This is a genomic window from Citrobacter sp. wls615, assembly GCF_005281355.1.
GTDB lineage: Bacteria > Pseudomonadota > Gammaproteobacteria > Enterobacterales > Enterobacteriaceae > Citrobacter > Citrobacter werkmanii.
This window is the reverse complement of sequence record NZ_SZXM01000005.1, coordinates 1-19,228: the sequence shown is the minus strand read 5'-3', so window position 1 is coordinate 19,228 and position 19,228 is coordinate 1. Positions and strand designations below refer to the sequence as shown.

17 protein-coding genes are annotated in these 19,228 nt (G+C 53.9%); 12 read left to right on the top strand and 5 right to left on the bottom strand.

Annotated features, from left to right (window positions below; translation table 11 throughout):
- Positions 1–118: 118 nt before the first annotated feature.
- Positions 119–784, bottom strand: a complete 666-nt coding sequence (gene radC / locus FDX04_RS00825; protein ID WP_137360305.1) for a DNA repair protein RadC — start codon at positions 782–784, stop codon at positions 119–121.
- Positions 785–955: 171 nt separating this feature from the next.
- On the opposite strand from radC, the gene coaBC reads away from it, so the two are divergent.
- The 3 genes from coaBC to slmA all read left to right on the top strand — a co-directional run bounded on the left by coaBC (position 956) and on the right by slmA (position 3,325).
- Positions 956–2,176, top strand: coding sequence for a bifunctional phosphopantothenoylcysteine decarboxylase/phosphopantothenate--cysteine ligase CoaBC (gene coaBC, locus FDX04_RS00820; RefSeq protein ID WP_094300993.1), 1,221 nt, complete (start codon positions 956–958; stop codon positions 2,174–2,176).
- A complete protein-coding gene (dut, locus tag FDX04_RS00815; RefSeq protein WP_006687626.1) occupies positions 2,154–2,612 on the top strand; it encodes a dUTP diphosphatase in 459 nt (152 codons plus the stop codon). Before coaBC ends, dut begins: the two co-directional genes overlap by 23 nt.
- Positions 2,613–2,728: 116 nt before the next feature.
- Positions 2,729–3,325, top strand: a complete 597-nt coding sequence (gene slmA, locus FDX04_RS00810; protein ID WP_003024060.1) for a nucleoid occlusion factor SlmA — start codon at positions 2,729–2,731, stop codon at positions 3,323–3,325.
- 72 nt (positions 3,326–3,397) lie between these two features.
- Here slmA and pyrE read toward each other — a convergent pair whose 3' ends face one another.
- On the bottom strand, positions 3,398–4,039 hold the full coding sequence (gene pyrE / locus FDX04_RS00805; RefSeq protein ID WP_020996052.1) for an orotate phosphoribosyltransferase: 642 nt from the start codon (positions 4,037–4,039) through the stop codon (positions 3,398–3,400).
- A gap of 65 nt (positions 4,040–4,104) precedes the next feature.
- The gene (gene rph / locus FDX04_RS00800) at positions 4,105–4,821 is read right to left on the bottom strand and encodes a ribonuclease PH (protein WP_137370336.1); all 717 of its coding nucleotides are present in this window, start codon (positions 4,819–4,821) and stop codon (positions 4,105–4,107) included.
- A 125-nt stretch (positions 4,822–4,946) separates the two neighbouring features.
- Here rph and FDX04_RS00795 point away from each other — a divergent pair, with 125 nt between their 5' ends.
- Complete coding sequence (locus FDX04_RS00795) at positions 4,947–5,810, top strand: YicC/YloC family endoribonuclease (RefSeq protein ID WP_042311560.1); 864 nt, start codon at positions 4,947–4,949, stop codon at positions 5,808–5,810.
- A gap of 257 nt (positions 5,811–6,067) precedes the next feature.
- Positions 6,068–6,685, top strand: a complete 618-nt coding sequence (locus FDX04_RS00790) for a trimeric intracellular cation channel family protein (RefSeq protein ID WP_038635410.1) — start codon at positions 6,068–6,070, stop codon at positions 6,683–6,685.
- Here FDX04_RS00790 and ligB read toward each other — a convergent pair.
- Complete coding sequence (ligB, locus tag FDX04_RS00785; protein ID WP_137360307.1) at positions 6,682–8,361, bottom strand: NAD-dependent DNA ligase LigB; 1,680 nt, start codon at positions 8,359–8,361, stop codon at positions 6,682–6,684. The two genes, FDX04_RS00790 and ligB, sit on opposite strands and share 4 nt — an antisense overlap.
- Before the next feature lie 261 nt (positions 8,362–8,622).
- On the opposite strand from ligB, the gene gmk reads away from it, so the two are divergent.
- The 5 genes from gmk to recG are packed head-to-tail and all read left to right on the top strand — an operon-like array spanning position 8,623 to position 14,487.
- Complete coding sequence (gene gmk / locus FDX04_RS00780; RefSeq protein ID WP_042311556.1) at positions 8,623–9,246, top strand: guanylate kinase; 624 nt, start codon at positions 8,623–8,625, stop codon at positions 9,244–9,246.
- A 54-nt stretch (positions 9,247–9,300) separates the two neighbouring features.
- Complete coding sequence (gene rpoZ / locus FDX04_RS00775; protein ID WP_000135058.1) at positions 9,301–9,576, top strand: DNA-directed RNA polymerase subunit omega; 276 nt, start codon at positions 9,301–9,303, stop codon at positions 9,574–9,576.
- A gap of 18 nt (positions 9,577–9,594) precedes the next feature.
- On the top strand, positions 9,595–11,706 hold the full coding sequence (gene spoT, locus FDX04_RS00770; RefSeq protein WP_137360308.1) for a bifunctional GTP diphosphokinase/guanosine-3',5'-bis pyrophosphate 3'-pyrophosphohydrolase: 2,112 nt from the start codon (positions 9,595–9,597) through the stop codon (positions 11,704–11,706).
- Between the two features lie 4 nt (positions 11,707–11,710).
- Positions 11,711–12,400 carry a tRNA (guanosine(18)-2'-O)-methyltransferase TrmH gene (gene trmH / locus FDX04_RS00765; protein ID WP_137370335.1) on the top strand — a complete coding sequence of 230 codons (690 nt, stop codon included), beginning with the start codon at positions 11,711–11,713 and terminating at the stop codon, positions 12,398–12,400.
- Between the two features lie 5 nt (positions 12,401–12,405).
- Positions 12,406–14,487 (top strand): ATP-dependent DNA helicase RecG, encoded by a 2,082-nt coding sequence (gene recG / locus FDX04_RS00760; protein WP_042311552.1) that lies wholly within the window; start codon positions 12,406–12,408, stop codon positions 14,485–14,487.
- Between the two features lie 39 nt (positions 14,488–14,526).
- Here the strand turns inward: recG and gltS are convergent, their stop codons facing one another.
- Positions 14,527–15,732, bottom strand: coding sequence for a sodium/glutamate symporter (gene gltS / locus FDX04_RS00755; RefSeq protein ID WP_042311549.1), 1,206 nt, complete (start codon positions 15,730–15,732; stop codon positions 14,527–14,529).
- Positions 15,733–15,957: 225 nt separating this feature from the next.
- Here gltS and xanP point away from each other — a divergent pair, with 225 nt between their 5' ends.
- Both xanP and FDX04_RS00745 read left to right on the top strand, forming a co-directional pair.
- Positions 15,958–17,349 carry a xanthine/proton symporter XanP gene (gene xanP, locus FDX04_RS00750; RefSeq protein WP_137370334.1) on the top strand — a complete coding sequence of 464 codons (1,392 nt, stop codon included), beginning with the start codon at positions 15,958–15,960 and terminating at the stop codon, positions 17,347–17,349.
- A 121-nt stretch (positions 17,350–17,470) separates the two neighbouring features.
- Complete coding sequence (locus FDX04_RS00745; protein WP_137360310.1) at positions 17,471–19,180, top strand: AsmA family protein; 1,710 nt, start codon at positions 17,471–17,473, stop codon at positions 19,178–19,180.
- Positions 19,181–19,228: the final 48 nt, after the last annotated feature.

The following is a 19,228-nucleotide window of genomic DNA, read 5'->3' as shown; positions in this document are numbered from 1 at the left end:
CGATTGCCAGGCCCAAATGCCAAACCCGAGATTCTCAAAGGTGGCGTAGTATACGCTGACCCGGCGTTATGCTCAAGTCCCGAACAGACAAAGATCCCGATGGATCGCGTAAAGTGCGTTAAATCCAACCGCGTTCCGCAAAAGAAACGTACTCTCCGCGCCCAATGACCAGATGATCAAGCACCCGGATATCCATGAACTGACAGCATTTCACAACACGCTCGGTGATAAGTTTATCTGCTTTACTCGGCTCTGCACAACCCGAAGGGTGATTATGCGCAAGGATCACCGCTGACGCATTCATTTTTATCGCTTCACGCACAATTTCTCGTGGATGCACCTCAACATGGCTAAGCGTACCGGAAAAAAGTTTGCTGTGTTTAATCACGTGATGTTGAGAATCCATAAAGATCACCAGAAAGATCTCGCGCTCCTCTTGCGCGAGCTGACTTTGCAGAAATTCTCGCGCCATTTCCGGGCTAAGTAACGCGCGCTCTTCCATCACTCGCACGTTATGGTAGCGCCTTGCCAGTTCGGCAATCCCTTTAAGCTGCGCATACTTCGCCAGGCCAATACCGTGAACGTGGCTAAACGCCATATAGTCTGCTGATAACAGGCCATACAGCGAGCCAAAATGCTGGATCAACTCTTTTGCCAGCGTCAGCACATCTTTACCCAGAATCCCGGTGCGTAAAAAAAGCGCCAGTAGCTCAACATCGCTAAGTGAACCTGGCCCCTGCGCCAATAGCTTTTCCCGGGGCATCATACGTCCTGTATTTTCCATGCCTCCCCCTCCTTTCGCGTCCGCATAGTGGCATAACGCCTGTCGCGAATCGACGCTCTGTTATCACTTCTTCGTAGCGGCTCGCAAACTGAAGCGCGGGCAAAAGCACGACTCATTGCGGATTGTGATAAAATATCCGCCTTCTGGTGAAACCCAACAGGAAAGATCATGATGAGCCTGGCCGGTAAAAAAATCGTACTTGGCGTCAGTGGCGGCATTGCTGCGTACAAAACCCCTGAACTGGTGCGTCGTTTGCGGGAACGCGGCGCTGACGTCCGCGTGGCGATGACCGAAGCGGCAAAAGCGTTTATTACTCCCCTGAGCTTACAAGCGGTTTCGGGTTATCCCGTTTCCGACAGCCTGCTTGACCCCGCGGCCGAAGCCGCGATGGGCCACATTGAGCTGGGGAAATGGGCCGACCTGGTTATCCTGGCCCCTGCTACGGCAGACCTGATAGCCCGCGTCGCCGCAGGTATGGCTAACGATTTGGTTTCAACGATCTGTCTGGCAACGCCTGCTCCTGTTGCTGTGCTGCCAGCCATGAACCAGCAGATGTACCGTGCTGCCGCGACCCAGCACAATCTGGGCATTCTTGCCTCGCGAGGTTTGCTCATTTGGGGCCCTGACAGCGGTAGCCAGGCATGTGGCGATGTCGGTCCTGGCCGCATGCTGGATCCGTTGACGATTGTCGATATGGCCGCAGAACATTTCTCGCCTGTCAACGATCTGCAACATCTCAACATCATGATTACGGCGGGCCCGACGCGTGAACCGCTGGATCCCGTGCGTTACATTTCCAATCACAGTTCCGGGAAGATGGGGTTTGCTATCGCAGCCGCTGCCGCAAAACGCGGGGCAAACGTCACGCTGGTGTCGGGACCTGTTTCGTTACCCACACCGCCATTTGTGCAGCGCATTGATGTGATGACCGCACTGGAGATGGAAGCCGCCGTGCAATCTGCGGTGCAACAACAGCATATCTTTATCGGCTGCGCCGCAGTCGCTGATTATCGCGCCGAGACCGTCGCCCCCGAAAAAATCAAAAAACAGGCGACGCAGGGTGATGAATTAACAGTAAAAATGGTCAAAAACCCGGATATTATCGCCGGTGTTGCCGCACTGGATGCTAATCGTCCTTTTGTCGTTGGGTTTGCCGCCGAAACAAATAATGTGGAAGAATATGCCCGGCAAAAACGCATCCGCAAAAACCTTGATGTGATCTGTGCGAACGACGTTTCGTTATCAAATCAAGGATTTAACAGCGACAGCAACGCATTACACCTTTTTTGGCAGGATGGAGATAAAGTCTTACCGCTTGAGCGTAAAGAACTCCTGGGCCAATTATTACTCGACGAGATCGTGACCCGTTATGATGAAAAAAATCGACGTTAAGATTCTGGACCCGCGCGTAGGGCAACAATTTCCGCTCCCAACGTACGCCACTTCTGGCTCTGCCGGACTTGACCTGCGTGCTTGTCTTGATGACGCCGTAGAGCTGGCGCCGGGTGCAACCACGCTGGTGCCAACCGGGTTAGCCATCCATATTGCCGATCCCTCTCTGGCGGCGGTGATGTTGCCACGTTCCGGGCTGGGTCATAAGCACGGCATCGTACTGGGCAACCTGGTCGGTCTGATTGATTCCGACTATCAAGGACAATTGATGGTGTCTATCTGGAACCGTGGTCAGGACAGCTTCACGATTGAACCGGGCGAACGTATCGCACAGATGGTATTTGTACCGGTCGTGCAGGCTGAATTTAATCTGGTGGAAGAGTTTGAAGCCACCGATCGTGGCGAAGGTGGCTTCGGCCATTCCGGGCGCAAGTAACCCGCAGAAAAGTATCCCACAGCGTAATAACGCAATAACACACCGCAAACAGCCGTTTGCGGTCGCTGTGTGGATGCCTGCCTGGCAAGAGCTTATTTTCAGGGGTATTTTGTAACATGGTAGAAAAACAAACTGCGAAAAGGAATCGTCGCGAAGAAATACTTCAGTCTCTGGCACTGATGCTTGAGTCCAGCGATGGAAGCCAACGCATCACGACAGCGAAACTGGCAGCCTCTGTAGGCGTTTCCGAAGCGGCCTTGTATCGCCATTTTCCCAGCAAGACCCGCATGTTCGATAGTCTGATTGAGTTTATCGAAGATAGTCTGATTACCCGTATCAATCTGATCTTAAAAGACGAAAAGGACACCAGCGCACGTCTGCGTCTGATCGTTCTGCTGATTTTAGGCTTCGGTGAACGTAACCCCGGTCTGACGCGCATTCTGACCGGGCATGCGCTCATGTTTGAACAGGATCGTCTGCAAGGCCGCATTAACCAGCTTTTCGAACGTATTGAGGCCCAGCTGCGCCAGGTTCTGCGCGAAAAAAGAATGCGTGAAGGTGAAGGTTACACCGTGGATGAAACGCTGCTGGCCAGCCAGTTACTGGCTTTCTGCGAAGGTATGTTGTCCCGGTTTGTACGTAGCGAATTTAAATATCGTCCAACGGATGATTTTGACACCCGCTGGCCGCTGGTTGCTGCTCAATTGCAGTAGCGGCTTCGTTTTGTCCGGCCTACGTAACCCGTAGGCCGGATACGCGCAGCGGCATCTACAGTTCTTATACTCTTATACGCCGTATGCTTCGCGATACGCCCGCACGGCTACCAGGTGTTCTGCCATTTCAGGCTTCTCTTCCAGATACGCAATCAGGTCTTTCAGGGTAATGATAGAAATCACCTTGCAACCATAATCACGCTCTACTTCCTGAATCGCCGAAATCTCGCCCCGACCACGCTCCTGACGATCGAGAGAAATCAATACCCCAGCAAGCGTAGCGCCATTAGCCTGAATAATCTCCATCGACTCACGAATAGCCGTACCTGCGGTGATAACATCATCTACCAGCATGACACGCCCCTCAAGTGCGCTACCTACCAGATTACCGCCTTCGCCATGGGTCTTCGCCTCTTTGCGGTTAAAGCAGTACGGCATATCTTTATCGTGATGTTCCGCAAGTGCTACAGCCGTAGTAGTCGCAATCGGAATACCTTTGTACGCAGGACCAAACAGCAGATCGAACTCGATGCCGGAATCCACCAGCGCTTCAGCATAAAAACGGCCTAACAGTGCCAGATCGCGCCCGGTATTAAACAGCCCGGCGTTGAAGAAATAGGGGCTTTTGCGCCCGGATTTCAGCGTAAATTCGCCAAACTTTAGTACCTGCTTGCTAAGCGCAAACTCAATAAACTGGCGCTGATACGGTTTCATGGATTCGCTCCTCATCTCACTTTATTACAGACAAAAAAAAGGCGACTCTTCAGTCGCCTTTAAAATCAATTTTCTAACGCCGCCTTCTGCGTCGCTACAATGGATTCGATTCCCCCTCGGGCCAAGGCCAGTAGGGTGAGAAGTTCTTCATGGCTGAACGGCTCGCCTTCCGCCGTGCCCTGCACTTCAATAATTCGACCGCCTTCAGTCATCACCACGTTCATGTCAGTTTCTGCCGCTGAATCCTCAACGTACTCGAGATCACAGAGCGCTTCACCATTGACAATCCCCACGGAAACCGCGGCAACCATCCCTTTCATCGGGTTAGTTTTCAGCTTACCGCTCGCCACCAGCTTGTTCAGCGCATCCGCCAACGCAACGCATGCGCCAGTAATCGATGCAGTACGCGTACCGCCATCTGCCTGAATAACATCACAGTCCAGCGTAATAGTGAATTCACCGAGCGTCTTCAGGTCAACGGCGGCGCGCAGCGCACGAGCGATCAGGCGCTGGATTTCCATGGTACGGCCGCCCTGCTTACCTTTCGCCGCTTCACGGGCGTTACGGGTGTGCGTGGCGCGTGGCAGCATGCCATATTCTGCGGTGATCCAGCCCTGGCCCTGACCTTTCAGAAAACGTGGGACGCCTTCATCAATAGAAGCGGTACACAGCACTTTGGTATCACCAAATTCGACCAGCACGGAGCCTTCAGCGTGTTTTGTATAATTACGGGTCAGGGTAACGGGACGCACCTGATTGGCACTACGACCTGCTGGACGCATGATAAAATCTCCGGCTTGAAACGAATGTGGCTGCGCATTATACGGACTTCCGACGGTTATTCCTATCCTGACAAGACGTGGATGGCTATAATCCTCCCATCTCATCTTTAAAAACAGGAACGTCTATGATCCGCAGCATGACCGCCTACGCCCGGCGTGAAATCAAGGGTGAATGGGGTAGCGCAACCTGGGAAATGCGCTCGGTAAACCAGCGTTATCTGGAAACTTATTTTCGCCTGCCGGAACAGTTCCGTAGTCTCGAACCCGTGGTTCGCGAACGCATTCGCTCGCGTCTGACGCGCGGTAAAATCGAATGTACACTGCGTTTTGAGCCGGATGCCAGCGCGCAAGGCGAGCTGATCCTGAATGAAAAGCTCGCTAAACAGCTCGTGAGCGCTGCTAACTGGGTCAAAATGCAGAGTGATGAAGGTGAAATTAATCCGGTTGATATCCTTCGTTGGCCAGGGGTAATGGCAGCGCAGGAGCAAGACCTGGATGCCATCGCCGCCGAAATCCTCGCCGCGCTTGACGGTACGCTGGATGACTTTATCGTTGCGCGTGAAACCGAAGGTCAGGCGCTGAAAGCGTTGATCGAGCAGCGTCTGGAAGGCGTCAGCGCTGAAGTGACGAAGGTACGTGCGCACATGCCGGAAATTCTGCAATGGCAGCGCGAGCGTCTGGTAGCCAAACTGGAAGACGCACAGGTGCAACTGGAAAATAACCGTCTTGAGCAAGAGCTGGTGCTGATGGCACAGCGTATCGATGTGGCTGAAGAACTGGATCGCCTGGAAGCTCACGTCAAAGAAACCTACAACATTCTGAAGAAAAAAGAGGCGGTTGGCCGTCGTCTGGACTTCATGATGCAGGAATTCAACCGTGAGTCGAACACCCTGGCATCCAAGTCTATCAATGCTGAGGTGACTAACTCCGCAATTGAACTGAAAGTTTTGATCGAGCAAATGCGCGAGCAGATTCAGAACATCGAGTAAGCCATTACTCAACGTAGCCCGCCAGTAAACGGCGGGACTACGTATTTTTCCCGGCGTTTCGCTTCCGCTCCTTTACTTCGAATTATATTTTCTCATCGTTTATTATCATCCACCACATTTTAAACAGCATGCCATAACGCATTTCTGACATATTCACATTAGCTGTAGTTATTAAAATCGTTTCACCTTAGAAAATCTCAATCGTGACAATGCGCACAAATCGATAACCTTAGCCCCCAGCACATCAGGGGGAATACATGCTGTTACACGTTTTATATTTAATTGGTATTACTGCCGAAGCCATGACAGGCGCGCTTGCGGCGGGGCGTCGCCGTATGGATACATTTGGCGTTATTATTATTGCCACTGCGACCGCCATCGGCGGTGGTTCGGTACGCGACATTCTTCTCGGCCACTATCCGCTTGGCTGGGTAAAGCATCCTGAATACGTCATTATCGTGGCGGCCGCTGCGGTACTCACCACCATTATCGCTCCTGTCATGCCCTATCTGCGTAAAATATTCCTTGTACTGGATGCGCTGGGCCTGGTGGTCTTTTCTATTATTGGCGCACAGGTGGCACTGGATATGGGCCACGGGCCGATTATCGCCGTGGTCGCTGCGGTCACTACCGGCGTCTTCGGTGGCGTGTTACGCGACATGTTCTGCAAACGCATTCCATTAGTGTTCCAGAAAGAACTGTATGCTGGAGTTTCTTTTGCCGCTGCCGTGCTTTACATCGTGCTGCAACATTACGTTTCCAGCCACGATGTGGTGGTTATCTCTACCCTACTCTTCGGCTTTACCGCCCGGTTACTGGCGCTGCGCCTGAAGTTGGGCCTGCCGGTATTTTATTATCGCCATGAAGGTCATTAAGGTATAAAGCCCGTAATACGCTGAGCAGCCAGCCAGTTGCTCAGCGCTATGACCTCCCTGGTCTCCAGCCACTGAATGATCTGTCGTGCCCGGCGTTCCCCCATTAAAGGGAGCTGCCGCCAGCTTTGCTCATCACGGTCCTGCAATTGTTGCCACGAAGCATCCCGACTGGCATTCAGGGTTGCCTGTGTTAACGGTATTCCCATGGCAATAACCCAACGTGTGAACGGAAGATGGCGCGACAGGTTGAACTGATGCCACATCTTCTCCCCTTTGCTTACGCCTAATGTGGACTGGAGCTGCTCCTGAGTTAATCCGAGCCAGGAAAAGATATGTTCAAAGTGATACGCCTGATGAAGGTCACGCCATCCCGCTTCACCAATACCTTCTAATTCCAGCACTCCTTTCGCGCCCAGCCAAACCAGTCTGGCAATAAACTGCTCATAACACGCCGGCGTGGCATAAAAGCAGGTCATTGAATTGAAGCGCCCCTCAGGCGGCGCTGGCTTAGTGCGTTGAGTGCTGCGCCAGACCACTTCGTCGATACGAGGGATCCCCTGTCCGGCCAGGCTTATCAGGATCCGATCTCCAGGCGCGATATCCCATTCATTCCAGCGACGTACAGAGCCAATATTCACGCGTTGTACGCGCTTATCATCCAGCATGACGGGTGCCAGCAGCGCGACTACGGCAATTTTCCCACTTTTACCGACTGAAAACTGAATATCTGTGACCTCGGATACCTGAGCCACGGGCGGATATTTCCACGCCGCCAGCCAGTCTCCCTGCCCGGGTAACCAGTATCGCGCTTGCGGTTCTTTCCCCGATCGCACCACGACGCCATCCGTCACAAAAGGGAGTGCCGAAGTCCACCACCGGGCACGGGCATGCTCGACATCGTCCGCATTTTTCACGGGCTGGGTATAGCGTTGCGTGAAACTGAACCCGGCAGAAGTGAGTTGTTCCAGCCTTTCCGACATGACCGCCGGACCATCAGGCCAGGCCCAGATAAAAATAGCCAACGAGCGTAACAATTCCGGGTTACTCTGGCGCATCATCATTCCAGCGACCTTTGAACGTGCGTTCATTCCCCCGCTCTGTTGCTGGATATGCCCTTCCTGCTGTAAAAAAATCTCGCCCTGCAACGTACTGTTCGCCAGCAGACCTTTGGTTGTGTGTGGTACGGAAGGGATCTGAAGAATCTTTTGCGTCCAGTCTTCACCTTTCAGGCCATTACCTCGGCTAATCGCTCTTACCAGATTGCCATTGCGATAGACCAGCGTTACCGCCACGCCGTCGACCTTTGGTTGTACCCAGAGATCGCTGCGCACACGCATCCATTGCTGTAACGCTTGCTTATCTGCCAGCTTACGGACCCCCGTGTGAGGCACTGGATGCGGGACTGTGCCACTTATTGGAGGCGCAGACAGATCTGGTGGAGCATCATCGCCAAAACAGCGCTGCCATTGGATGAGTTGCGCACTGAGCTGGTCATAAACGCCGTCATCAACGGCGCTGACACCCTGTTTCCAGTAACTGTCATTCCACCGTGTTATCTGCTGCTGTAATCGTGAAATTTCCTCGCCTGCCCGGGCTGGAGACCAGACCGGGCATACCGCCCAGACCGGCAAATTCCAGACCAGTAAAACTATGCCAAGGCATTTCCATCGCCCCATATTACCTCCGTTAACCAATGTGCTTCCCGACAGGTATAGCGCGGAGTGCAACCGAAACAGAGCGACAAAAATTCATCGTGCGAGCAGCCTCCCTGACATTTTGACGTATTGCTGCAAATTGCCGGTAAAACGGGAAACGGGTACGCAAAACGCAATAAACATGCGCAAAAAGTGTGACAAAGGCTACGTCACATAGCGGCTACGTGTATAATAAGCCCGTATGTAGGCTCTCTTTCGACAATCACATACATTAAGATACTCATGGCTCAAGGCACGCTTTATATTGTTTCTGCCCCCAGTGGCGCGGGTAAATCCAGCCTGATTCAGGCTTTATTAAAGACCCAACCGTTGTATGACACCCAGGTTTCTGTTTCGCACACCACGCGCGCACCGCGCCCGGGGGAAGTGCACGGTGAACACTATTTCTTTGTGAACCATGACGAATTCAGAGCCATGATTGGCAGAGACGCGTTCCTGGAACACGCTGAGGTTTTCGGTAATTACTACGGCACCTCGCGTGAGACCATTGAGCAAGTATTAGCATCCGGCGTAGACGTCTTTTTAGATATCGATTGGCAAGGTGCGCAGCAAATTCGTCAAAAAATGCCGCATGCGCGCAGTATTTTTATTTTGCCGCCATCTAAGATTGAGCTGGACCGCCGTCTTCGTGGTCGAGGTCAGGATAGCGAAGACGTGATCGCAAAACGTATGGCGCAAGCTGTTGCAGAAATGAGCCATTACGCCGAATATGATTATCTTATTGTGAACGATGATTTCGATACCGCCCTGGGCGATTTGAAAACCATCATTCGCGCCGAACGTCTGCGCATGAGCCGCCAAAAGCAGCGTCATGACGCTTTAATCAGCAAACTGTTGGCAGACTGAACCCACATTCAGTATCATGCCCAGTCATTTCTTCACCTGTGGAGCATTTTAAGTATGGCACGCGTAACTGTTCAGGACGCTGTAGAGAAAATTGGTAACCGTTTTGACCTGGTACTGGTCGCCGCGCGTCGCGCTCGTCAGATGCAGGTAGGCGGAAAGGATCCGCTCGTACCGGAAGAAAACGATAAAACTACCGTTATCGCGCTGCGCGAAATCGAAGAAGGTCTGATCAACAACCAGATCCTCGACGTGCGTGAGCGCCAGGAACAGCAAGAGCAGGAAGCCGCTGAATTACAAGCCGTTACCGCTATTGCTGAAGGTCGTCGTTAATCACAAAGCGGGTCGCCCTTGTATCTGTTTGAAAGCCTGAATCAGCTGATTCAAAACTACCTGCCGGAAGACCAGATTAAGCGTCTTCGGCAGGCGTATCTCGTTGCACGTGACGCTCACGAGGGCCAGACACGTTCAAGCGGTGAACCCTATATCACGCACCCGGTAGCGGTAGCCTGCATTCTGGCCGAGATGAAACTCGACTACGAAACGCTGATGGCTGCGCTGCTGCATGACGTGATTGAAGATACTCCGGCCACCTACCAGGATATGGAACAGCTTTTTGGTAAAAGCGTTGCAGAGCTGGTAGAAGGGGTATCGAAGCTTGATAAGCTTAAGTTTCGCGATAAGAAAGAGGCGCAAGCTGAAAACTTTCGCAAGATGATTATGGCGATGGTGCAGGATATCCGCGTCATTCTCATCAAACTTGCCGACCGTACCCACAATATGCGCACGCTGGGCTCATTACGCCCCGATAAGCGCCGCCGCATCGCCCGTGAAACCCTCGAAATCTACAGTCCGCTGGCGCACCGTTTAGGTATTCATCACATTAAGACCGAGCTGGAAGAGCTGGGTTTTGAAGCACTGTACCCGAACCGCTATCGCGTGATTAAAGAAGTGGTAAAAGCCGCCCGCGGCAACCGCAAAGAGATGATCCAAAAAATCCTCTCAGAAATCGAAGGGCGTTTGCAGGAAGCAGGCATTCCGTGTCGCGTAAGCGGTCGCGAGAAACACCTGTACTCTATCTACTGCAAAATGGTACTCAAAGAGCAGCGTTTTCACTCGATCATGGACATTTACGCTTTCCGCGTCATCGTTCATGACTCCGATACCTGCTATCGCGTACTCGGTCAGATGCACAGCCTGTACAAACCGCGTCCAGGTCGCGTGAAAGACTATATCGCCATTCCCAAAGCGAACGGATACCAGTCTTTGCATACCTCAATGATCGGCCCGCACGGCGTGCCTGTTGAAGTACAAATTCGTACCGAAGACATGGACCAGATGGCGGAGATGGGGGTCGCGGCACACTGGGCGTACAAAGAGCATGGCGAAACCAGCACCACGGCACAAATCCGCGCCCAACGCTGGATGCAAAGCCTGCTGGAACTGCAGCAAAGCGCCGGTAGCTCGTTTGAATTTATTGAAAGCGTTAAATCTGATCTCTTCCCGGATGAGATTTATGTTTTCACACCGGAAGGGCGCATTGTCGAGTTGCCTGCCGGTGCAACGCCTGTCGACTTCGCCTACGCCGTACATACCGATATCGGTCATGCCTGCGTTGGCGCACGTGTCGACAGACAGCCTTATCCGCTTTCCCAACCGCTGTTTAGCGGTCAGACCGTTGAAATCATTACTGCACCAGGCGCCCGGCCGAATGCGGCATGGCTCAACTTTGTCGTCAGCTCGAAAGCGCGTGCAAAAATTCGCCAACTGCTGAAAAACCTTAAGCGCGATGATTCCGTCAGTCTGGGGCGTCGACTGCTTAACCATGCCCTGGGTGGTAGCCGTAAACTGGCTGAAATCCCGCAGGAAAGTATCCAGCGTGAGCTTGAGCGTATGAAGCTCGCCACGCTTGACGATCTGTTAGCGGAAATCGGTCTGGGCAACGCCATGAGCGTGGTGGTTGCGAAAAACCTTCAGCAGGGTGAAGCATCGGCGAACGTTCCTGCGCCATCTGGTCATGGTCATCTGCCAATCAAAGGCGCAGACGGCGTACTGATCACCTTCGCCAAATGCTGTCGTCCCATTCCTGGCGATCCGATCATTGCCCACGTCAGTCCGGGTAAAGGTCTGGTGATTCACCATGAGTCCTGCCGTAACATTCGTGGCTACCAGAAAGAGCCAGAGAAATTTATGGCGGTGGAATGGGATAAAGAGACAGAGCAGGAGTTCATCACCGAAATTAAGGTGGATATGTTTAACCACCAGGGTGCTCTGGCGAACCTGACGGCGGCAATCAACACGACGACCTCCAATATTCAAAGTCTGAATACTGAAGAGAAAGACGGTCGTGTTTATAGCGCCTTTATTCGCCTGACCGCTCGCGATCGCGTGCATCTGGCGAATATTATGCGCAAAATCCGCGTCATGCCGGACGTGATTAAAGTCACCCGCAACCGAAACTAGAGATATGAACTCAAAACGCTATGAGCGCATTTGCGAAATGCTTGCCAGGCGTCAGCCCGATCTGACCGTCTGCATGGAGCAGGTCCATAAACCTCATAACGTTTCTGCGATCATTCGTACCGCAGACGCAGTCGGCGTACATGAAGTCCACGCCGTCTGGCCGGGTAGCCGTATGCGTACCATGGCCTCTTCTGCCGCGGGCAGTAACAGTTGGGTGCAGGTTAAGACCCACTCCACCATTAGCGATGCGGTCACGCAGTTAAAAAGCCAGGGCATGCAGGTTCTGGCGACCCATCTCTCTGATAAAGCCGTCGATTTTCGCGAGATTGATTACACGCGACCGACCTGCATCCTGATGGGTCAGGAAAAAACCGGCATCACTCAGGAAGCACTCGATCTGGCGGACCAGGATATCATCATTCCGATGATTGGCATGGTGCAATCGCTGAACGTTTCGGTTGCCTCTGCGCTGATTCTGTACGAAGCACAGCGCCAGCGACAAAATGCTGGCATGTACCGACGAGAAAACAGCATGTTGCCGGAAGATGAGCAGCAGCGCCTGCTGTTTGAAGGCGGTTATCCGGTGCTGGCGAATGTCGCTAAGCGCAAAGGACTTCCCTACCCTCACGTAAACACGCAGGGCGAAATTGAAGCCGATGCAACGTGGTGGGCCACTATGCAGTCTGCGAAATAAACGCGATGAAAGGCCGTTTACTGGATGCCATCCCGCTCAACTCTCTGACGGGCGTTGGCGCAGCACAAAGCAGTAAACTGGCGAAAATTGGCTTGCACACCGTGCAGGACCTCCTGCTCCACCTCCCTCTGCGCTACGAAGACCGTACTCATCTGTACCCCATTGGTGAACTGCTGCCGGGCGTCTATGCCACCGTTGAAGGCGAAGTGCTGAACTGCAATATCACTTTCGGTGGCCGCCGGATGATGACCTGCCAGATAAGCGATGGCTCCGGCATTCTCACTATGCGCTTCTTCAACTTCAGCGCAGCAATGAAAAACAGCCTCGCCACCGGGCGTCGGGTACTGGCCTATGGCGAGGCTAAACGTGGCAAGTACGGCGCAGAAATGATCCATCCGGAATACCGCGTACAGGGCGATCTCAACACGCCGGAACTGCAGGAAACGCTCACACCGGTGTATCCGACCACGGAAGGCGTTAAGCAGGCAACGCTGCGCAAACTGACCGATCAGGCGCTGGATCTGCTCGATACCTGCGCCATTGCCGAGCTTTTACCTCCTGAGTTATTGCAAGGCATGATGAGCCTGCCGGAAGCGTTGCGCACATTGCACCGCCCGCCGCCGACGCTACAGCTTAGCGATCTTGAAACCGGGCAACATCCGGCACAGCGGCGCCTGATTCTGGAAGAACTCCTGGCGCACAATCTCAGCATGCTGGCGCTTCGCGCCGGAGCGCAACGTTTTCACGCCCAACCGCTGAGTCCTGACAATCGGCTGAAAGATCAACTGCTGGCGGCGCTCCCCTTTAAGCCAACTGGCGCGCAGGCACGGGTCACAGCCGAAATTGAACGCGATATGGCGCTGGATGTCCCAATGATGCGCCTGGTGCAGGGCGATGTGGGTTCCGGTAAAACGCTGGTGGCAGCACTTGCCGCCCTGCGCGCGATTGCGCATGGTAAGCAGGTAGCGCTGATGGCTCCCACTGAGTTGCTGGCTGAACAGCACGCAAATAATTTCCGCACCTGGTTCGAACCTTTGGGTGTTGAAGTGGGCTGGCTGGCGGGTAAGCAAAAAGGTAAAGCACGCCAGGCACAGCAGGAAGCCATCGCCAGCGGTCAGGTGCAGATGATTGTCGGCACGCACGCAATTTTCCAGGAACAAGTTCAGTTCAACGGACTGGCGCTGGTGATTATCGACGAACAGCACCGTTTTGGCGTGCATCAGCGTCTGGCGCTGTGGGAGAAAGGCCAGCAGCAGGGTTTCCACCCGCACCAACTCATTATGACCGCCACACCGATCCCGCGTACGCTGGCCATGACCGCCTATGCCGATCTCGACACGTCTGTCATTGACGAACTGCCGCCAGGGCGTACGCCGGTCACCACGGTGGCTATCCCCGACACCCGCCGTAGCGACATCATTGACCGTGTGCGCAACGCCTGTACCCACGAAGGGCGTCAGGCGTACTGGGTTTGTACGTTAATCGAGGAGTCTGATTTATTAGAAGCTCAGGCGGCAGAAGCCACGTGGGAAGAACTTAAGCTTGCCTTACCAGAGTTGAATATTGGTCTGGTGCATGGGCGCATGAAGCCCGCCGAGAAGCAGTCGGTGATGGCCGCCTTTAAGCAGGGTGAATTACATCTGCTGGTCGCCACCACGGTGATTGAAGTGGGTGTGGACGTGCCAAACGCCAGCCTGATGATCATTGAAAACCCGGAGCGATTAGGCCTGGCGCAGCTGCACCAGTTGCGTGGCCGCGTAGGCCGCGGCGCCGTGGCTTCCCACTGCGTCCTGCTCTACAAATCGCCGCTGTCAAAAACGGCGCAGAAACGCCTGCAGGTTCTGCGGGACAGCAATGACGGGTTCGTGATTGCACAAAAAGATTTAGAGATCCGCGGACCCGGCGAGCTGTTAGGTACGCGCCAGACCGGAACGGCAGAATTCAAAGTAGCGGATTTATTGCGCGATCAGGCTATTATTCCGGAAGTTCAGCGTATAGCCCGCCATATTCACGAACGTTATCCGCAACAGGCTGCCGCGCTGATAGAGCGCTGGATGCCGGAAACCGAACGTTACTCCAACGCATAATCGACTTATCGCGGCGGATGTTACTCCGCCGCACAGCCGTTATTGCGCAAAAATTGGCAGCAGCAGATACAGTTTAATCACTAACGCGTTGACGATATCAATAAAGAACGCCCCCACCATCGGCACCACCAGGAACGCCATATGGGATGGCCCAAAGCGTTCGGTAATTGCCTGCATGTTAGCAATCGCCGTTGGCGTCGCGCCGAGGCCAAAACCGCAGTGGCCGGCAGCCAAAACAGCGGCATCATAGTTCTTGCCCATCATGCGCCAGGTAACAAATACCGCGTACAACGCCATGAAAATCGTCTGCACAACCAGTATCGCCAGCATCGGCAGCGCCAGAGATGCCAGTTCCCACAGTTTCAGGCTCATCAACGCCATCGCCAGGAACAGCGACAGGCTCACGTTGCCCAGCACTGAAACCGCCCGTTCAAACACCCGATAAAAGCCCATGAGTGCCAGGCCATTACTGAGGATCACACCAACAAACAGCACGCAGACGAAGGTCGGCAGTTCGAGCACCGTTCCGACCAGCATTTGCGCAACGATTTTACCTACCGTCAGACAGATAGCGATCAGCGCGATAGTTTCAATCAGCACCAGCGAGGTGATTATGCGTCCAACGTCCGGCTTTTCAAACGCGGTCGGCACAGCCTGATCGTCCGGCATACCGTCAGGCGTGGTGGAGTGTTTAACCAGATAGCGTGCCACCGGGCCACCAATCAGTCCCCCCAACACCAGACCAAAGGTTGCGCAAGCCATTGCGACTTCCGTCGCATTGGCAAAACCGTAGCGCTCAATAAACAACTTACTCCACGCAGCCCCGGTTCCGTGTCCGCCAGAGAGCGTTATCGAACCTGCAATCAGGCCCATCAACGGATCCAGGCCCAGCAGGCTCGCCATACCGATACCGATGGCGTTCTGCATCAACAGCAGTCCCACAACGACAATCAGAAAAATACCCACCACGCGGCCACCGGCGCGCAGGCTGGCGATATTAGCGTTCAGGCCGATGGTAGCGAAGAACGCCAGCATCAGCGGATCGCGCAGGGTCATATCGAAGTTTACTTCCCAGCCCATGCTTTTTTTCAGCACCAGCAACGCAATCGCCACCAGCAATCCACCGGCTACAGGTTCGGGAATGGTGTATTTTTTCAGGAAGGAGACAGACTGGACGAGCTTACGTCCCAGCAGCAATACAAGGGTTGCCGCAACCAGAGTAGATAACGTATCGAGATAAAACATTTACAGCTCCATTAGTGCGTTTAGCACAATCACGCACGATGCATTCCAGACCGATTTTTAGCTCTTATTGAGTTTTCGGGGTGGATTTTAAGCAGAAAATGATGAAAAGTTATATAAAAAAGTTTGTTTATCCGTTTTAAATATTAAGAATAACTACTGGCAAACGTTTGCTTTTCCGCCCTGGTCAGATAAAATCACCGCTTTTCCACCATGGGATTGCCTCTGATGTCCGTTAACGCCGTAGAGTCAACAAATGCGCAACCGGTTGCGCAGACTCACAACAGTGAACTGATTTACCGTCTTGAAGATCGCCCCCCGCTAGCCCATACCCTGTTTGCCGCCTGTCAGCACCTGCTGGCCATGTTCGTTGCGGTGATCACCCCGGCGCTGTTAATTTGCCAGGCGCTCGGTTTACCGGCTCAGGATACTCAACACATTATCAGTATGTCGCTGTTCGCTTCCGGCGTAGCTTCTATCATTCAGATCAAAGCCTGGGGGCCGGTTGGTTCCGGACTGTTATCTATTCAGGGCACCAGCTTTAATTTTGTTGCGCCGCTGATTATGGGTGGCACGGCGCTAAAAACCGGTGGCGCAGATGTCCCAACCATGATGGCGGCCCTGTTCGGTACGCTGATGTTGGCGAGCTGTACTGAAATGGTAATCTCGCGTGTACTGCATCTGGCGCGGCGGATTATTACCCCGCTGGTCTCAGGCGTGGTGGTGATGATTATCGGCCTGTCGCTGATTCAGGTGGGTCTGACGTCGATTGGCGGTGGTTATGCCGCAATGAGTGATAACACCTTTGGCGCACCGAAGAATTTACTGCTGGCCGGCGTCGTGCTGGCGCTGATCATCCTGCTTAACCGCCAACGCAACCCGTACCTGCGTGTTGCGTCCCTGGTGATTGCGATGGCGGCAGGCTACCTGCTGGCCTGGTTTATGGACATGCTGCCGCAAAATACCGCACCGGTAAGCCAGGACCTGATCATGGTGCCAACGCCGTTGTACTACGGCCTCGGCATCGACTGGAGCTTACTGCTGCCGCTGATGCTGGTCTTTATGATTACGTCGCTGGAAACCATCGGTGATATTACGGCGACCTCCGATGTTTCCGAACAGCCGGTTTCTGGTCCGCTGTACATGAAACGCCTGAAAGGTGGCGTGCTGGCGAACGGTCTGAACTCGTTTGTTTCCGCTGTGTTCAATACCTTCCCGAACTCTTGTTTTGGACAGAACAATGGGGTCATTCAGTTAACAGGCGTAGCCAGTCGTTACGTCGGTTTTGTGGTGGCGCTGATGCTGATCGCACTGGGCCTGTTCCCGGCAGTCAGCGGTTTTGTACAGCATATTCCTGAACCGGTACTGGGCGGCGCAACCCTGGTAATGTTCGGTACTATCGCCGCATCTGGTGTGCGTATTGTGTCTCGCGAGCCGCTGAACCGCCGCGCTATTTTGATTATTGCGCTGTCGCTGGCCGTTGGCCTGGGTGTCTCCCAGCAGCCGCTGATTCTGCAATTTGCCCCGGATTGGGTGAAAAATCTGCTCTCTTCTGGCATTGCCGCAGGCGGTATCACCGCTATCGTTCTGAATCTGGTGTTCCCACCAGAGAAGCAATAAGCAAAATGCGGCGTTGGTTCTGAATCAACGCCGCTGTAACGCTCTTTCACCATTCCCGCCTTGAGCATTGCCTCTAAATCGTGCATAACTTGACTATGTGCACTTCGCGGGATGGAAGACCATGAAATTTATTGGAAAGCTGCTTCTTTATGTGCTGATCGCCTGTGCAGTGGCGATTCTCGGCCTTTATTTTCTACTGCAAACCCGTTGGGGCGCAGAGCACGTCAGCGCCTGGGTCTCGGAGAACAGCAGCTACCATCTGGCCTTTGATGCCATCGATCACCGGTTTTCTTCCCCTTCCCATATTCTGCTGGAAAACGTCACCTTTGGCCGGGATGGTCAGCCCGCGACGCTGGTCGCCAAAACGGTCGACATCGGGCTGAGCAGTCGCCAAATCACCGACCCGTTGCACGTAGACACTATCCTCTTGCAAAACGGCACGCTGAATCTGTCCCAACAAACCGCACCGCTGCCGTTCCAGGCCGATCGCCTGCAGTTACAGGATATGGCGCTCAACAGCCCCGGCAGCGAGTGGAACCTGAGCGCCCAGCGCGTGAACGGCGGCGTGATCCCCTGGAGCCCTGAGGCAGGTAAAATTCTCGGCAGCAAAGCACAAATTCAGCTCAGCGCCAGCTCATTGACGCTGAACGATGTCCCCACCACCAACGTATTGATTGAAGGCAGCATTGACCATGGTCGGGTGATGCTAAGTAATATTGGCGCAGACGTCGCGCGTGGCGCATTAACCGGCGTGGCGCAGCGTAATACCGACGGTAGCTGGGTGGTAGAGAATCTGCGCCTGAACGATATCCGGCTGCAAAGTGACAAATCGCTGGCCGACTTTTTTGCGCCGCTAACCACTATTCCATCCTTGCAAATTGGTCGTCTGGAAGTGACGGATGCCCGTCTGCAAGGTCCTGACTGGGCGGTCACGGACCTTGATCTGAGCTTGCGCAACATGACGTTTAGCAAAGATGACTGGCAAACACAGGAAGGAAAACTGTCGATGAACGCCAGCGAGTTTATCTACGGTTCACTGCATTTCTTCGATCCGATTCTGAACGCTGAGTTCTCGCCGCAGGGCATTGCGCTGCGCCAGTTCACGACCCGCTGGGAAGGGGGAATGCTCAGAACATCCGGAAACTGGATGCGTAACAACAAAGCGCTGGTTCTCGACGATGCCGCGATTGCCGGTCTGGAATATACGCTACCGGAAAACTGGAAACAGCTATGGATGAAGCCTCTGCCAGCCTGGCTAAACAGCCTGACGCTGAAGAAATTCAGCGCCAGCCGTAATCTGGTGATCGACATCGACCCGGCCTTCCCGTGGCAACTCACCGCACTGGACGGTTACGGCGCTAACCTCGGACTGGTACAGAATAATCAGTGGGGGATCTGGAGCGGTAACGCCACGCTCAACGCTGCAGCTGCCACCTTTAATCGCACCGATGTGCGCCGTCCTTCGCTGGCGCTAACGGCGAACAACAGTACTATCAATATCAGCGAACTAAGCGCCTATACAGAAAAAGGGCTGCTGGAGGCCACCGCCAGCATTTCGCAACTGCCTCAGCGTCAGGCACAGGTCAGCCTGAACGGGCGCGGCGTGCCAATGACTATCCTGCAACAGTGGGGCTGGCCCGCACTGCCGCTTTCCGGTGACGGTAACATTCAGCTCACCGCCAGCGGCAACATTCAGGCCGATACGTCGCTCAAGCCCACAGTCAACGGCCAGTTACATGCGGTGAATGCAGAGAAGCAGCAGGTCACGCAGACCATGCAGGCGGGTGTGGTATCAGGTAGTAACGTTATCGCCCCACCCGTTGCGCAGTGATTATTGCCCGGTGGCGCTTCTGTATGACCGGATACATAGGTGACAGAT

What these genes read in the sequence shown, in the direction of transcription:
- radC (WP_137360305.1), bottom strand. Translation starts at nt 784, where the DNA reads ATGGAAAATACAGGACGTATGATGCCCCGGGAAAAGCTATTGGCGCAG.
- coaBC (WP_094300993.1), top strand. Translation starts at nt 956, where the DNA reads ATGAGCCTGGCCGGTAAAAAAATCGTACTTGGCGTCAGTGGCGGCATT.
- dut (WP_006687626.1), top strand. Translation starts at nt 2,154, where the DNA reads ATGATGAAAAAAATCGACGTTAAGATTCTGGACCCGCGCGTAGGGCAA.
- slmA (WP_003024060.1), top strand. Translation starts at nt 2,729, where the DNA reads ATGGTAGAAAAACAAACTGCGAAAAGGAATCGTCGCGAAGAAATACTT.
- pyrE (WP_020996052.1), bottom strand. Translation starts at nt 4,039, where the DNA reads ATGAAACCGTATCAGCGCCAGTTTATTGAGTTTGCGCTTAGCAAGCAG.
- rph (WP_137370336.1), bottom strand. Translation starts at nt 4,821, where the DNA reads ATGCGTCCAGCAGGTCGTAGTGCCAATCAGGTGCGTCCCGTTACCCTG.
- FDX04_RS00795 (WP_042311560.1), top strand. Translation starts at nt 4,947, where the DNA reads ATGATCCGCAGCATGACCGCCTACGCCCGGCGTGAAATCAAGGGTGAA.
- FDX04_RS00790 (WP_038635410.1), top strand. Translation starts at nt 6,068, where the DNA reads ATGCTGTTACACGTTTTATATTTAATTGGTATTACTGCCGAAGCCATG.
- ligB (WP_137360307.1), bottom strand. Translation starts at nt 8,361, where the DNA reads ATGGGGCGATGGAAATGCCTTGGCATAGTTTTACTGGTCTGGAATTTG.
- gmk (WP_042311556.1), top strand. Translation starts at nt 8,623, where the DNA reads ATGGCTCAAGGCACGCTTTATATTGTTTCTGCCCCCAGTGGCGCGGGT.
- rpoZ (WP_000135058.1), top strand. Translation starts at nt 9,301, where the DNA reads ATGGCACGCGTAACTGTTCAGGACGCTGTAGAGAAAATTGGTAACCGT.
- trmH (WP_137370335.1), top strand. Translation starts at nt 11,711, where the DNA reads ATGAACTCAAAACGCTATGAGCGCATTTGCGAAATGCTTGCCAGGCGT.
- recG (WP_042311552.1), top strand. Translation starts at nt 12,406, where the DNA reads ATGAAAGGCCGTTTACTGGATGCCATCCCGCTCAACTCTCTGACGGGC.
- gltS (WP_042311549.1), bottom strand. Translation starts at nt 15,732, where the DNA reads ATGTTTTATCTCGATACGTTATCTACTCTGGTTGCGGCAACCCTTGTA.
- xanP (WP_137370334.1), top strand. Translation starts at nt 15,958, where the DNA reads ATGTCCGTTAACGCCGTAGAGTCAACAAATGCGCAACCGGTTGCGCAG.
- FDX04_RS00745 (WP_137360310.1), top strand. Translation starts at nt 17,471, where the DNA reads ATGAAATTTATTGGAAAGCTGCTTCTTTATGTGCTGATCGCCTGTGCA.